Genomic DNA, 13920 nt, shown 5'->3' on the forward strand with positions numbered 1-13920 from the left:
TGGATCGCTACATCCGGATACGCGACCGCGAATGCCGAGCACCCGGCTGCAACCGACCCGCACAATGCGGCGACATCGACCACACCCAAGACTGGGCCAAGAATGGCGCCACCGACAAGGCCAACCTCGGCGGCTGGTGCGAAAAACACCACTACTTGAAGGACGAGCCAGGCTGGAAGTACGAACCCCAACCCAACGGCAGCATCACCATCACCACACCCACCGGCACCTACACCAGCCAACCCGAACCACTCCACGAACCCCGCACATAGAAGTCAGCTATCTCCCCGCTCGCCGGAAGGGCACGACGTAGTGACCGATGCAGGAAGCGAGGACAACGATCGACAGGCCGGTGGTGGCACTGAGGCGGACGTGGTGGAGCAACTGCTGCGTCAAGCCAGCAGCTGATCGGCCCCGGAGGATTGCTCACCGAGTCTCAACGACGCGATGATCTCCCTGTACGCCCGCGGCATGACGGTGCGCGATATCAAGGCTCACCTCACCGACATTTACCGGGACGGAGCCATTCGGCGACCGCATCAACATCGTCCGATAGGGCACGCCCTACACAGTTGATCTCACACTCTCCAGCTATTCGTCGAACATAACGCGAGTAGGGTTGGGGCCCATGAGGCGGATGTCTTTCGCGAAGTGGCCGTGTTCGATCGCGCGCACTATGGACTTGCTGGGGGACTGGTGGACTCCGCTGGTGTTGCGCGAGGCGTTCTACGGGATTCGCCGGTTCGACGAGTTTCAGCAGTCGCTGGGGATCGCGCGGAACACGTTGAACGACCGGTTGCGGCGGCTGGTGGACGAAGGGTTGCTGGAGAAGCAGGAATACCAGCGGGAGCCGGTGCGGTACGACTACGTGCTCACCGAGAAGGGCCGCGACTTCTTCGGCGTGCTCGCGGCGATGGCGCGGTGGGGTGATCGCTGGCTGGCGGGGGAGGAGGGGCCGCCGACGGTGTTCCACCACGAGCGGTGCGGCCACGACACCCATGCCGAGGTGGTGTGCGCGGCATGTGGCGAACCGATGGTCGCCGAGGAGATCAAGTCCCGGATGGGGCCAGGCTACCCGGCTCGCCTGGCGGAACGGCCGGACGTGCGGCGGCGGTTCGCGGGCTGAGGTCGGGGCACCCCTTGACTAGTGGGTCTATCTACGCAACTCTGGAGGTGGGAGCCCCACATTTGAAGGGAGCCTTGCACGGTGGAGTGGACGGGGCAGCGCTATGCGGACACGCCCACGGTGGCCGCGGAGACCTACATCGAGGCTTCTCGGAGCCGGGTGTGGAGTTACGCCAGCGACATCCGGCTGATGCCCGAACTCAGCGCCGAACTGTCCGAAGTGGAATGGTTGGACGGGGTGCGCGGTCCGGCGGTGGGGCATCGGTTCGTCGGCCGGAACTCGCATCCGGAACTCGGCAGCTGGGAGACCGTTTCGGTCGTCGTCGAATGCGACGAGCCGCGGGCGTTCGCCTGGGCGGTGGGGGATCCCGGACATCCGTCCTCGGTGTGGCGGTTCGCGCTGCGTTCCGCGGGAACGGGCACCGTGCTCGAGCAGTGGGCGCAGCTGGGCCCGGGGCGGTCCGGGCTTTCGTACGCGATCGATCGGCTGCCCGACAAGGAGCAGAAGATCGTCTTCGTGCGGATGCGGGAATTCGAAACCGGCATCAAGAGCAACCTCGCCGCGATCAAGAAGCTCGCCGAGCGTGCGACCGAGAGCGGCGGCTGATGCGGACCGCGACCACCATCGAGGCCTCGGGTGGCCGGAACTGGGCGGAAACCGTCGATTTCGTCGTCGAGGCGGAGAAGCTCGGGCTCGACATCTGCTGGGTGGCCGAGGCATGGGGATCGGACGCGCCCTCGCCGCTGGGATTTCTCGCGGCGCGGACGGAACGGATGCTGCTGGGCTCGGGCGTCCTGCAACTGGGCACCCGGACGCCGGTGGCCGTCGCGCAGGCGGCGATGACGCTGTCCTACCTCTCCGGCGGACGTTTCCTGCTGGGGCTGGGATCGTCGGGGCCGCAGGTGGTCGAGGGGCTGCACGGGGTGCCGTTCGCGCGGCCGCTGGCGCGGATGCGGGAGACCGTGCGGATCGTGCGCAGTGTCTTCAACGGCGAGAAAGTTTCCTTCCAGGGCGAGGAGTTCACCATCCCGCTGCCCGGGGAGGCGCGCCCGATGCGGGTTTCCGCGCCGCCGGTGGAGGTCCCGATCTACCTGGCCGCCCTGTCCCCGAAGATGCTGGAGCTGACCGGTGAGGTCGCCGACGGCTGGCTGGGTACGAGTTTCGTCCCGGAAGGGGCGGCCGCGTACTTCGACCACCTCGACGCGGGGCTCGCCCGAGCCGGACGGGACCGCGCCGAGCTCGACATCTGCCAGGGCGCCGAGGTGTCCTTCGCCGAGGACGAGGACGAACTGTCCCGCCTCGTGCACAGCCGCAAGCACGAACTCGCGTTCTCCCTGGGCGGAATGGGCTCGGCGACCACCAACTTCTACAACCGCGCCTACAGCCGGCAGGGATGGGCCGACGTCGCCGCGCGGGTGCGGGAACGCTGGCAGGCCGGTGATCGGGACGGCGCCGCCGCGCTGGTCACCGACGACATGGTGCTGGCGACGACGCTGATCGGCACCGAGCGGATGGTGCGCGACCGGTTGCGGGTGTGGCGGGACACCGGGGTCACCACCGTGCGCCTCTACCCGGCCGGGAACAGCCTCGAGGCGCGGCTGGACACCCTCGGCCGGGCGCTCGATCTGGTGCGCGACCTCGATTCACCACCCGGTGCGCAGCGGTAGGTGCTGGTAACCGCGCAGCACGCGGGTGTCGCGGCGGGTGGGCTGGTCGTCGAGGGCGAGATCGGGGAACCGTTCGAACAACGCCCGCGCGGCCGTGGCGGCCTCCAGGCGGGCGAGCTGTGCGCCGAGGCAGAAATGCGGCCCGGCGGAGAAGGCGAGGTGCTCGCGGGCGTTGGGGCGGGTGCTGTCGAACCGGTGCGGATCCGTGAAAACGTCCGGGTCGCGGTTGGCTCCGCCGAGCATCACGACCACCGGCCGTCCCCCGCGAACGGGGACACCGGCGACCTCGGTGTCCGAGTTCGGGATGCGCAGGGTGATCTGGACCGGTGAGTCGAGGCGCAGGACCTCTTCGATCGCGTTGTCCCAGCCGGTGGGGTCCCGCTGGAGACGATCGAGCTGATCGGGATGGGCGAGCAGCAGCGCCACCGCGTTGCCGATGAGGTTGACGGTGGTTTCGAACCCGGCGCCGAGCACCAGCAGCGCGGTGATGCGGAGTTCGGTGTGGGTGAGCCGATCCGACTCGTCGGCGGTCTGGATCAACTGGCTGAGCAGGTCGTCGCCGGGATTCCGGCGCAGCCGGTCGATGTGCTCGTCGAGCCAGGCGTGGGCGTTGCGCGCGGCCGCGTCGGCGCGCCGGTAGTCGCGCCACGACAGGCCGGGTTCGAGCGCGAGCGCGGCCTGGTTCCCCCAGACGAGGAACTGGTGGCGCATCTGGGTGGGAACCCCGAGGATCTCGGATATCACGGTTACCGGCAGCAGGGCGGCGTAGGAGTCGATCAGGTCGAAGGTCGCCGGTTTCGTGGCCGCGATCGCGTCGAGCATTTCGTGGGCCAGGTCCTGGACCCGTGCCGAGAGCGCGGCGATCGCGCGGGCGGTGAACGCGCGCGAGACGAGCCGGCGGATCCGGGTGTGCTCCGGCGGCGCGATCGCCAGCAACGATGGCGGATCGTCCGGGCCGAGCGCCCGCGGGTCGATCGCGGCGGACAGCAGCCGGTCGAGTGCCCGGAACGGCGCACCGGTGGGCCCGGCGCGGAAGACCTCGCTGCGCAGCACCGCGTCGGCGCTCGAGTGACTGGCGGTCGCGCTGACGAAACGGCCGTGGACCAGCGGCCCCTGGGCGCGGATCGCGTCGTAGGCCGGGAACGGGTCGTGCCGGATGCCCGGGGCGACAGCCAGCGAAATGGCTTCGCCGCGCCGGGCCGCGGCCCGCAATCCCACCCCGGGCAGGGCGTATTTCATCGCCCAGACCGCCGCCGACCGCGCGATCATCGAGCCACCCCCGCGTGCTCGGGGCGGCGCTGTTCGGGGAACTCCTGCTGGAGCGATCCCGGCACGCCCCAGTGGTGCCGACGCAACGCGGCGAGCAGCCCGCGGTGTTGCCCGGCCAGCACGCGCAGGGCGGCGCTCGGCCTGCCCGCCTCGTCGAAGGGTTCCTCGACCTGGGCCTCGACGAGCAGGTGCCACCGGTAGCGCAACTCCAGCAGCAACCGGTACGGGTCACCGAAGATCGCGGCGTACTCGGGGTTCCACGGCAGCCGCCCGTCCCCGGTTCTGTCCAGTTCGGACTCGATCGCGCGTAGCGCGTCGAGCCGCCGATGCGTCTGGCTCCACGTCATCGGGTGCCCCCCTCGGGTCGGTCCAACCGGGTAGGACACCGACGCTAGGGCCGCGGCCCCCTGATCCGCTTCTGGCCGTGGGCCCCATTTGGCCTCCTACCACGGTCGGAGGCCGGTGCCGACTACGGGAGGGTGACTGAGCTTGCCGCCGTTCCTAGGCTGGAAGCGTGCGGGCGGTGCCACTGGGCAGGATCCGGGCGAGGCTGGAGGCCAGCATCGCCCACCACGGCATGTCCATTCCGTGGTGGGTGCCGTTGTGCATGACGGTGTCGAGCGCGGTGTTCGCGGTGGCCGCCGTGGCGCAGCGGGGCGCCCTGGTGCCGTCGACCGTGCTCGGTGGCCTGCTGGCCCTGGTGCCGGTCCTGGTCTGGGCCATTACGGGCTGGATGATGCCGCCGTGGGCGGAGTCGGTCGTCGTGATCGCGGCGGTCGCGGTCCTGTTCGCCGAACCGTCCACACCGGATTTCGCGCCGTTCCTGATGGTGGTGCTGGCCGGCGAGGTCGCCGTGATGTCGCGGCCCGCGATGGCGATCGCGGTCACCTGCGCGAGCATCGCGGTGCTGGGCGTGGCCGAGGTGCTGGGCCACCTGATCGGCTCCCCGCTGTACACCACCGGAGTCCTGCTCGGGCTCACCGTCGGGTTCATGATCCGCTGGTACGTCCGGGCGCTGGACGCCGAACGCGGCAACCAGGATGCCGCGCGGGAGCAGGCGATGCTCGGGGAACGGCAGCGCATCGCCCGGGAGGTGCACGACGTGGTAGCCCATTCGCTCAGCATCACCATGCTGCATCTGACCGGAGCCCGCCGTGCGCTGCAGCAGGACCGCGACGTCGACGAGGCGGCCGACGCGCTCATCGAGGCCGAGCGGGTGGGGCGGGCGGCGATGGCCGATATCCGCCGGACGGTCGGCCTGCTCGCCGGATCGCCTTCGGGCACGCAGCCGCTGCCCGGGATCGACGACATCGCCGGGCTGATCGAGCGCACCCGCGCCGCCGGGCTGGACGTGCGGTACGAGCAGCGCGGCGACCTCACCGGGATCGGCGCGTCGGACGGGCTCGGCCTGTACCGCATCGCGCAGGAATCGCTGGCCAACATCGTCAAGCACGCGCCCAGCGCCACCGCCGAGGTCCGGCTGCGCGCCGGCGCCGCCGGGACCAGGCTGACCGTCCGCAACAGCCTGCCCGCCGCCGCGTCCAGCACCGTGGCCCGCGGATCCGGGCTCGCGGGCATGACCGCCCGGGCCGCGCAACTGGGCGCCAAGTTCCAGGCCGGTCCTCGGGGAGAGGAGTGGGTGGTGGACGTCACGGTCGCCGCCGCGCCCGAATCGGACGCCCTCGGCGGGTGCTTCTTCAAGCCGGTCGTCTCATGACCGGGACCGCCGACACCGTCATCCGGGTCCTGCTCGTCGACGATCAGGAGCTGGTCCGCTCCGGGCTGCGGCGGGTGCTGCGCCGCCGGGACGGGTTCGTCGTGGTCGACGAATGCGGCGACGGGGCCGACGTTCCCGCGGCCCTCGCCGAGCACGAGGTCGACGTGGTCGTGATGGACCTGCGCATGAAGCACGTCGACGGGATCGAGGCCACCCACCGGCTGCGCCGGACCGGGGAGCACCCGCCGGTGCTGGCCCTGACCACGTTCGACGACGATCAGCTGCTCGCCGGTGCGCTGCGCGCCGGAGCCGCCGGTTACGTGCTCAAGGACGCCCCGGCCGAGGACCTGATCCGGGCCGTGCGCGCCGTCGCAGCGGGGGACGGCTGGCTGGACGCCGCGGTCACCGCGCGGGTGCTCGCCACCTACCGGCAGGCGGCGAGCGATCGGGCGGGGCCGCCGCCCGAGCTGCTCACCCCGCGCGAACACGACGTGCTCCGCGCGATCGGCCGGGGCCTGACCAACGCCGAGATCGCCGCCGCGCTGGTGATCTCCGAGGTCACCGTGAAGAGCCACATCGGACGGATCTTCGTCAAACTCGGGCTGCGCGACCGGGCCGCCGCGATCGTCTACGCCTTCGATCACGGGATCGTGAGTCCCGGCTAGAGTCCGAACCGACTACGGATCAGGTGGGGGGATCTTTGTGCAGCCGGAGCGGTTGAGGTTGGCCGTGCTCGGCCCGTTGCGGGCCTGGCGCGGCGAGGAGCCGTTGGACCTGGGGCCGGTTCGCCAGCAGGCGTTGCTGGCCGCCCTGGTGCTGCGTCCGGACGTACCGGTCAGCCAGCAGGAACTGCTGGACAGCGTATGGGGGTTGGAGCCGCCGGGCACGGGCGGCAAGGTGGTGCCGGTCTACGTGCACCGGCTGCGCAAGTGCCTGCGGGCCGACGGTGAGGACACCGCGGATTCGGTGATCGGCCGGAGCCGGGGCGGCTACCGGTTCACCAGCGCCGGGGTCTGGCTGGACTCGATGCGGCTGGAGGAGATCGTCGCCGAGGCGGGCGCGGCCGAGCAGTCCGGTGACCTGGCCGCCGCGGTGAGCGCGTACGCCGACGCCCTCGCACTGTTCGAGGGCGAGCCGTTGGCCGGGTTGCCCGGTCCGTTCGTGGAAGGGGAGCGGCTGCGGCTGACCGAACGCCGGATCGCCTTGGCGCAGGAGAAGGTGAAGCGGCAACTGGTGCTGGGCCGGCACGCTGACGCGGTCGCCGAACTGTCCGCGTTGACCCAGGGCCACCCGTACAGCGAGTCACTGGCCGCGCTGCTGATGCGCGCCCTTTACTTCGACGGCCGGCGGGCCGACGCGTTGGCGGTGTTCACCCAGCTGCGCCGCCGTTTGGTGGACGAGCTGGGGGTGGAGCCCGGCGAGGAGCTGCGGCGCGTGCAACAGGCGGTGCTGCGCGGGGAAGACACCGCGCTCGGCGTCGCCCGGCCGAGGGAGCCCAAACCGCCGCCCCGGAAGGCGCGCAACGAACTGCCGGCCGATGTCGGCGAGCTGGCCGGCCGCGAGCGGGAGCTCGCGCGGCTGACCGCACCGGACGAGGCCGCCGGGGTGACGGTCGACGCGGTGGACGGGGTGGCGGGCGCCGGGAAGACCGCGTTGGCGGTCCGCGCGGCGCACCTGATTCGCGAGCGGTACCCGGACGGCTGCCTGGTGGTGGACCTGCACGGGCACACCGAGGGCCGCTCGCCGTTGAGTCCGCAACGCGCGCTGCGGCGGCTGCTGCGGACGACCCGGGTCGACGACAACCGCATCCCGGACGATCTGGACGAGCTGGTCGCGGTCTGGCGATCGGTGACCGCCGAACTGCGCCTGCTGCTGGTGCTCGACGACGCCGCCGGCGCCGAGCAGGTGCGCCCGCTGGTGCCGGCCGGACCGGGCAGCAAGGTGCTGGTGACCAGCCGCCAGCGGCTGTCCGGGCTGGACGTGAACCGCAGGATCTCCTTGGGAGTGCTCGGTTCCGATGCGGCGGAAGCGCTGCTCGCGAGCATCGTGGGCGCACCGCGCGCGGGCCGGGAGCGGGACGCCGTGCGCGAGCTGGCCCGGCTGTGCGGCCGCCTGCCGCTGGCGTTGCGCATCGCCGGGGCGCGGCTGCAGAACCGTCCGACGTGGACGTTCGACTACCTGGCGACGCGCCTGGCGGACGACGAGCGCCGCCTCGGCGAGCTGAGCGTGGCGGACCGCAGTGTCGAAGCGGCCTTGCGGCTGTCGTACGACCAGCTTCCCGCCGCCGAGCAGCGCGCGTTCCGGGTGCTGGGCCGGTGCCCGTCGGTGGAGCTGGACCGGCTGGCGCTGGGCGCGATGCTGGGCTGTCCGCCGGAGGAAGCCGAACAGGCCCTGGAAAGCCTGGTCGACGCGAACCTGCTGGAGCAGCCGGCCGCCGGTCGCTACCGGCTGCACGACCTGGTGGCCGTGTTCGCGCGGCAACTGTCCGCCGCGGCGCCTCCCGAGGTCGTCGCCGCGGCCCGGACCGGAGCGCTCCGGCTCTACGTCACCGCGGCCCGGTGTACCAGCGACTGGGGTCTCCCGGGCTTTCCCACCGGGCCGGAGCTGGGCGACAACCCGTTCACCGGGTGGGCGGACGCGGCGGCCTGGCTGGACGCTGCGGGCGGCGAGCTGGTCGACGTGGTGGCCCACGCGGCGGCCATCGGGGAGGTGGACTACGCCTGCTGGATCGCCGAAGGTCTGGTCGACTACCTCACCCGCCAGGGCCGGTTCCACGAATGCCGCACCGCCCTGGAGATCGCGCTGCCGCTGGTCGACCAGGCCACCGACGAACGCATGATTTGCTCGCTGCGCTTCTGCCTCGGCTTCGCCTACGGCATGCAAACCCATTTCGACCAGGCGCGCACCTGGGTCGCCGATGCCCTGCGGCTCAGCAGGCAGCTCGGCTACCGGCGCGAGGAGGCCCGCGCCCTGGGCACCCTGGGGGCGATCGCCACGGCGGAGGGTCGGCATTCCCAGGCGACCGGTGACCTGGTCGAGGCGATGGCGCTGGCCGCCGAGCTCGGGGACGACTGGCTCATCTCGATGGGGACTTCCTACCTGGGCTACATCCACCACATGCAGGGGCGGCACGAGCAGGCGCTCGACTCCTTCGCGCAGTGCCAACTGCTGGGCGAGAAGATCGACAGTCCGAGGATGACGGGGACCGCGCTGTGCGCCTACGGGACCGTCCACCTGCACCTGGGCCGGTTCGCCGAAGCCGCGGCGGCGCTGCGGCGGGCCGTCGAACTGGGCGAACAGGTCGTGGATGTCACGTTGCTCGCCGGCAGCATGGCCAGACTGGGCATCGCGGAACGGGAACTGGGCAACGTGGACACGGCGCTCGAGCTCCAGCGGCGGGCGCTCGCCGTGATCACCGACCAGACACCGGCCGGGGTGGAGATGGAGGCCCGCAACCGGCTGGGGGACAGTCTCCTCGCCGCCGGGAACCCCGCCGAGGCGCGGGAGCAGTTCGAGCTGGTGCTGGCCCTCACCGAGACGAACGAGAACCTCGGGGAGCGCGCCCGCGCCGCCGCCGGTCTTGACCGCTGCGGGCCTGCGTAAGAGGCGTTTCATCGGGATTTCATCGGCTTCCGTCAGCCTGGTGGCACCGGGTGACACGCCCGGACCAGAAGCTGACGGAAGACAAAAGCATGACCGACGACTCCGGCGCAGGAAGCGCGATCGAAACGGCGTCCGCCGGTGTGGAGGGGCTGGCCGGCGCCGTCACCTCCGTGCTGGGGCAGAGCGGACCGATCGGTGCGCTCGTGCAACCCGTGGTGGATGCCCTGCGCAACGTGTGGGAAGGGTACTTCGGCTCACCGATTCCCGAGGGCGCCACGAACTGGAACGCCTACACCCACGAGCAGCTCTACCAGATGTTGTGGCAGAACGCTGATGTCGGCGACGTCAGCTCGGTCGCCGCCGAATGGGGGCGGCACAGCACCGAGCTGACCGGCCACGCGAGTTCGTTGCGCGATCAGCGGGGCGCCCTGCGCTCGAACTGGAGCGGTGACGCGGCCGAACTGGCCGGGAACCGGCTCGGTGACCTCGGGGAGCGGGCTTCCGGCGTCGGCACCCGCGCGGGGACCGTCCAGCAGGCCACGCAGGATGCCGGCGACGCGCTCGCCGACGCGCGCAACACCATGCCCCCGCCGCCCGGTGACCCGACCGGGCTCGCCCTGAGCGGCGCCGTGGCGGGCGCGGGGGCCGGCGCCGCGATCGGGGCCATCGTCGGCGCGGGCGCGGGCGGTATCGGCGCCGGACCGGGTGCGTTGATGGGCGCCGCGATCGGCGCCGTGGCCGGTGGCGGCGGCAGCCTGTTCCTCGCCAACGTGGCGGCCGCCGAGCGGAAGGCCGAGGCGGTGCACGTGATGCAGCGCTACGAATCCAGCCTGCGGCGCAGCAGTCAGGCGATCGCGCCGCCCGGTGCGGCCAAGGCCGGAACCTACGGCGCGCTGGACGGGATGGACGGGCAGTCGACCACCGCCGCCGGATACTCCGGTGACGCCACCTCGTTCGGTCGCGGCGGGATGTCCTGGGGGCAACTGGTCGGCTCCGGTCCGGTGGAGTCCGGGGCGATGGCCGATTCGCGGGGGAGCGGCGCCTTCGCCAGGGCGCTGATGGCCGCCCGGACCGCCGGGATGTCCGAACTCGCCGCCGCGCGCGCCGCGGCGAACGCGAAAGGGATGTACCCGGGTTCGGGTGCGCGGGGCAGCGGCGCCCAGGACGAGGAACACCGCAACAACATGCCCACGATCGACCAGAAACTCTTCGACGTCGACGAACCGGCCAGCACCCCGGTCATCGGGCTGTGAGGAACAGGAGCAACCCTTGACGCACGGATACCGGATCTCGGCGCAGGATCTCGACGGGCAGGTCAAGGCGCTCGCCGCGATCGGCGACCAGACCACCGGCCTGGTGAACTCCGCGAACCGGCTGGCCGAACGCCTGCCGTTGCTCGGGACGGCGCCGCCCGCGATGCACCTGGCCATGCGGCTGCGCGAGGCGGCCGGCCAGGCCGGGCTCACCGGGGAGGTCAGCGCGACCGACACCGAGCTGAACGGCTACCACCGAGCGCTGAAGGCGACCGTCGCCAGCTACCTGGAGGCCGAAGCCGAACACGCCCGGAAACTCCGCAACACCGGCGGCGGCGCGACATGACGACGATCGCCATGGACGCCATCCGGCCCGAGACCGGGGACGGTTCTGTCCACTTCGGACTGGTCGAGCTGGATCTGCTCTCCGCGCACGCCGGGGTGCCCTTCCCGTTCCCGCTGCGCGTGCCGTCGTTCGGGCGGATCGCGGGCGAGCGGGAGGTGCTGCTGGCGGCCGCGGGGCAGACCCTGGGCGTCCGCGGTCTCGCCGACGAGTCCGGCCCGGTCGGCGTCGCGGCGGAACTGGTCACCGCGTTGCGCGAATACCGGGGCACGATCGACCTCGTGCTGGTCGGCGAGCACGGGACGACCGGCATCGTGGCGATGGTCTACCGGTCGCGGGCGCTGATCTGCAGCCAGTCCCTGAACGACGTTCCGGACGGCACCGTGCGGATCCGCCGGGTCGCGGACATCGCGCTGGCCGACGCGCTGATCGGGATGGTGCCCGAGGTCGCACCGGCCAAGGCGATGCCGATCACGCTGCCCGCGCGGGCGGTGGACACCGCCACGCAGCTGATCGACGGGATCTCCGATGCCGCGGAGAAGGAACGGCTGCTGCGGGATCTCGTGCGCGACTGCGGTGGTGACCCCGACGTGCTCGACCAGCTCGTCGGCCTGCTCCCGACGCAGACCGGCCTGGGACAGCTCGGCGCGACCCGGCGATCCGGCGCCCGGATCAAGCGCGCCGGAACCGAACTGTCCTGGTTGGACGGTCCGCGCGGGCGGGTTCAGGTCAACCGCGCCGCCGACGACAGCTGGGTGAGCGTGAACCCGTTGCGGCGCGACAGCGTGCGCTTCGCGCTCGAGGACCTGGCCACGATCGCGCGGAAACCCCGGTGAAACAAGGCGAAGGGAACAAGGTGGACCCAGCACAGTGGTTGGCGGACTACGACGAGACCCTCGCGCGCGCGGCCGCCAACGCCCGGACGGCGAGCGCGAACCTGGAACAGGTCGGCGGGAGCGCGACCTCGCCGCGCGGTGAGGTCGCGGTGCGGGTCGGCCCCAGCGGCGCGCTGGAGGACCTCACGCTGGCGTCGGCGGCCCGCTCGCTCGAGGTCGACCAGCTCGCCCAGCTCATCCTGGCGACCGCGCGGCAGGCTCAGCGCGCGGTCGGTGAGCAGGTGGTCGCGATCATGACCGATTACGTCGGCGACGGCCCCGCCCTCGACTTCGTCAAGCAGCACCTGCCGCCCGCCGCGGGCGGTGCCGGGCGTTCGCCGGCCGATGACCGGGATGACAACGACTACTTCTCGAACCCACCGGAGATCATCCGATGACCGAACAGAACCAGTTCCACGTCGAACCCGGCGAGATCCGGGCGCACGCCGGCACCGTCGGCGATGTCGCCGGCGGGTTGTCCTCCCTCGCGGGCGGACTGCAGGGCGGGCTGCCCGAGGCCGCGCTCGGCACCTTCGTCCAGTTCCTGGCCGTGGGGTTGCAGGACGCCATGAACCAGACCTCGGAGTCCGTCAAACACGCTTCGTCCGCGGTGGACGGTTTGAGCACGCGGCTCACGCAGGTCGCCGACCGCTACGAGAGCACCGACTCCGACGGTGCCGCCCGGCTGCCCGAGGAGATCGCCTGATGACCGCCCCGACCACCCCGCCGTCGACCCAGCCGAGCCAGTCCGGCGGCGGGGTGGACGTGGACCAGTTGCTCGGCGACGTGGAGACCACGCTGACGGCTGTGCAGAGCAACGACTGGGTGACCGCCGGGCTCAGCGGCGCGACCTCGGCGCTGGATCTGCTCGGCTCGGGCGGCGGTGACCCGCTGTCGGGCATCGCGAGTGCCGGTTTCGGGTTTCTCGCCGACCTCGTGTCGTTCCTGGCGGAACCGCTGAACACGCTGGCCGGGAACCCGGGTGCGGTTACGTCGAACGCGGACGGCCTGCAGGGCGCGGGGCAGGGGATCTCGTCGCACGCCGACTCGTACCAGCAGGCGGCCGGTAAGGAAACCCCAGGCTGGTCGGGCGGTGCCGCGTCGAGCTACCAGGGCACGGCGAAGGAACTCGCCGGCGAGCTCCGCGCGATGTCCAAGGCGAGTACCGCGGTGTCCAGCGCCATGTCCGGCGCGGCCGACGTGGTCGCGAAGGCCCAGCAGATCATCACGCAGTACGTCACCGAAGCCTCGGGAAAGATCAACATGATCATGACCCAGGCGCTCGCCGCGGCGCAGGCGACCTTCGGCGCGAGCGTGGCGGCCGCGATCCCGCAGGCCGTGCAGGTCGCCACGGAGTACGGGGGGAAGATCGCCGAGAAGATGGGCGCGTTGCTGTCCAGCTCCCAGAACCTGGTGAAACTCCTGCTGGCGGTGGTGAAGTCGCTGAAGGCCATCAACCAGGCGATCACGCAAACCACCGGGCACAACGGCACGGACACGCCGAAGACGGGCGCACCGAAAACGACGAACCTGCCGAAAACGACCGAATCACCGACAACGACGGAAATGCTGAAGAAAACGGAACAAGTTCCCGGAACGAACTCTGGTCCGGAATACGCGGATCCGTCGGCGCGGGTGACCACGAACTGACCGCGGTACCCTGCTGGGTGGGTCGTGAGTGTTTGGACCGGTGCTAACCGGTCTGTCCACTCACGACCCCCAGAACCCGGTTCCCCTTGGCCCACGGAGCAGACACCCAGCTCCCGGGCAACTCGGCCACGAATCACGCTCCTCGCACGCGCAAGGAGGGCACTCTTCCCCCAAACCGCCCACCCCACCCAGCACACGGCGGCAGCCTCCCGCACGCCCGGCTCCGCACTTCGCCGACAAAGCGCGCGGCCCGCGAACGCATCCAGGAAACCCAGCCGAAGCTGGCCCAAGTCATAGGGCTCCGCTCTAACCCAATGCTGGGTAGTTAGGGCGTGGGGTGTGGTGTCAAGAGCTGGATTGTGAACCGCCCCGGGTTCGGTAGAGACTCGTTACTGGGGTCAGGCGACCAGGCTTGTC

General features: G+C 71.2%; 15 protein-coding genes. 13 read left to right on the forward strand and 2 right to left on the reverse strand.

The window, feature by feature from the left end:
* The 4 genes from FXO23_RS49285 to FXO23_RS49300 all read left to right on the forward strand — a co-directional run.
* Positions 1–272: HNH endonuclease signature motif containing protein (locus tag FXO23_RS49285; RefSeq protein WP_179957087.1), on the forward strand; the 272-nt coding region annotated here is incomplete at its 5' end.
* A 356-nt stretch (positions 273–628) separates the two neighbouring features.
* Entirely contained in the window at positions 629–1126 is a 498-nt protein-coding gene (locus FXO23_RS49290; RefSeq protein WP_158895933.1) for a winged helix-turn-helix transcriptional regulator, read from the forward strand.
* A gap of 81 nt (positions 1127–1207) precedes the next feature.
* A complete protein-coding gene (locus FXO23_RS49295; protein ID WP_158895935.1) occupies positions 1208–1732 on the forward strand; it encodes an SRPBCC family protein in 525 nt (174 codons plus the stop codon).
* Positions 1732–2793, forward strand: a complete 1062-nt coding sequence (locus FXO23_RS49300; protein ID WP_158895937.1) for an LLM class flavin-dependent oxidoreductase — start codon at positions 1732–1734, stop codon at positions 2791–2793. The genes FXO23_RS49295 and FXO23_RS49300 overlap by 1 nt, the downstream gene beginning before the upstream one ends.
* On the opposite strand, the gene FXO23_RS49305 is transcribed toward FXO23_RS49300, so the two are convergent.
* Both FXO23_RS49305 and FXO23_RS49310 read right to left on the reverse strand, forming a co-directional pair.
* Complete coding sequence (locus tag FXO23_RS49305; RefSeq protein WP_158895939.1) at positions 2770–4062, reverse strand: cytochrome P450; 1293 nt, start codon at positions 4060–4062, stop codon at positions 2770–2772. The genes FXO23_RS49300 and FXO23_RS49305 overlap by 24 nt on opposite strands.
* Entirely contained in the window at positions 4059–4409 is a 351-nt protein-coding gene (locus FXO23_RS49310; RefSeq protein WP_158895941.1) for a hypothetical protein, read from the reverse strand. The genes FXO23_RS49305 and FXO23_RS49310 overlap by 4 nt, the downstream gene beginning before the upstream one ends.
* A 167-nt stretch (positions 4410–4576) precedes the next feature.
* On the opposite strand from FXO23_RS49310, the gene FXO23_RS49315 reads away from it, so the two are divergent.
* From FXO23_RS49315 to FXO23_RS49355, 9 genes are all read left to right on the forward strand, one after another.
* Entirely contained in the window at positions 4577–5779 is a 1203-nt protein-coding gene (locus FXO23_RS49315) for a sensor histidine kinase (protein WP_246258597.1), read from the forward strand.
* Positions 5776–6444: a response regulator transcription factor gene (locus tag FXO23_RS49320; RefSeq protein WP_158895943.1), complete on the forward strand. Its 669-nt coding sequence runs from the start codon at positions 5776–5778 to the stop codon at positions 6442–6444. Before FXO23_RS49315 ends, FXO23_RS49320 begins: the two co-directional genes overlap by 4 nt.
* Positions 6445–6496: 52 nt before the next feature.
* On the forward strand, positions 6497–9382 hold the full coding sequence (locus FXO23_RS49325; protein WP_246258599.1) for an AfsR/SARP family transcriptional regulator: 2886 nt from the start codon (positions 6497–6499) through the stop codon (positions 9380–9382).
* Positions 9383–9471: 89 nt separating this feature from the next.
* Positions 9472–10635: a WXG100 family type VII secretion target gene (locus tag FXO23_RS49330; RefSeq protein ID WP_158895947.1), complete on the forward strand. Its 1164-nt coding sequence runs from the start codon at positions 9472–9474 to the stop codon at positions 10633–10635.
* Positions 10636–10651: 16 nt separating this feature from the next.
* Positions 10652–10981, forward strand: a complete 330-nt coding sequence (locus FXO23_RS49335; protein ID WP_158895949.1) for a hypothetical protein — start codon at positions 10652–10654, stop codon at positions 10979–10981.
* Positions 10978–11814 carry an ESX secretion-associated protein EspG gene (locus FXO23_RS49340; RefSeq protein WP_246258602.1) on the forward strand — a complete coding sequence of 279 codons (837 nt, stop codon included), beginning with the start codon at positions 10978–10980 and terminating at the stop codon, positions 11812–11814. The genes FXO23_RS49335 and FXO23_RS49340 overlap by 4 nt, the downstream gene beginning before the upstream one ends.
* Positions 11811–12251 (forward strand): YbaB/EbfC family nucleoid-associated protein, encoded by a 441-nt coding sequence (locus FXO23_RS49345; protein ID WP_246258605.1) that lies wholly within the window; start codon positions 11811–11813, stop codon positions 12249–12251. Before FXO23_RS49340 ends, FXO23_RS49345 begins: the two co-directional genes overlap by 4 nt.
* Positions 12248–12559: a type VII secretion target gene (locus FXO23_RS49350; RefSeq protein ID WP_158895951.1), complete on the forward strand. Its 312-nt coding sequence runs from the start codon at positions 12248–12250 to the stop codon at positions 12557–12559. Before FXO23_RS49345 ends, FXO23_RS49350 begins: the two co-directional genes overlap by 4 nt.
* Entirely contained in the window at positions 12559–13503 is a 945-nt protein-coding gene (locus FXO23_RS49355) for a hypothetical protein (RefSeq protein WP_179957088.1), read from the forward strand. The genes FXO23_RS49350 and FXO23_RS49355 overlap by 1 nt, the downstream gene beginning before the upstream one ends.
* Positions 13504–13920: the final 417 nt, after the last annotated feature.

The sequence above is a fragment of the Amycolatopsis anabasis genome, assembly GCF_009765355.1.
Classification (GTDB): domain Bacteria; phylum Actinomycetota; class Actinomycetes; order Mycobacteriales; family Pseudonocardiaceae; genus Amycolatopsis; species Amycolatopsis anabasis.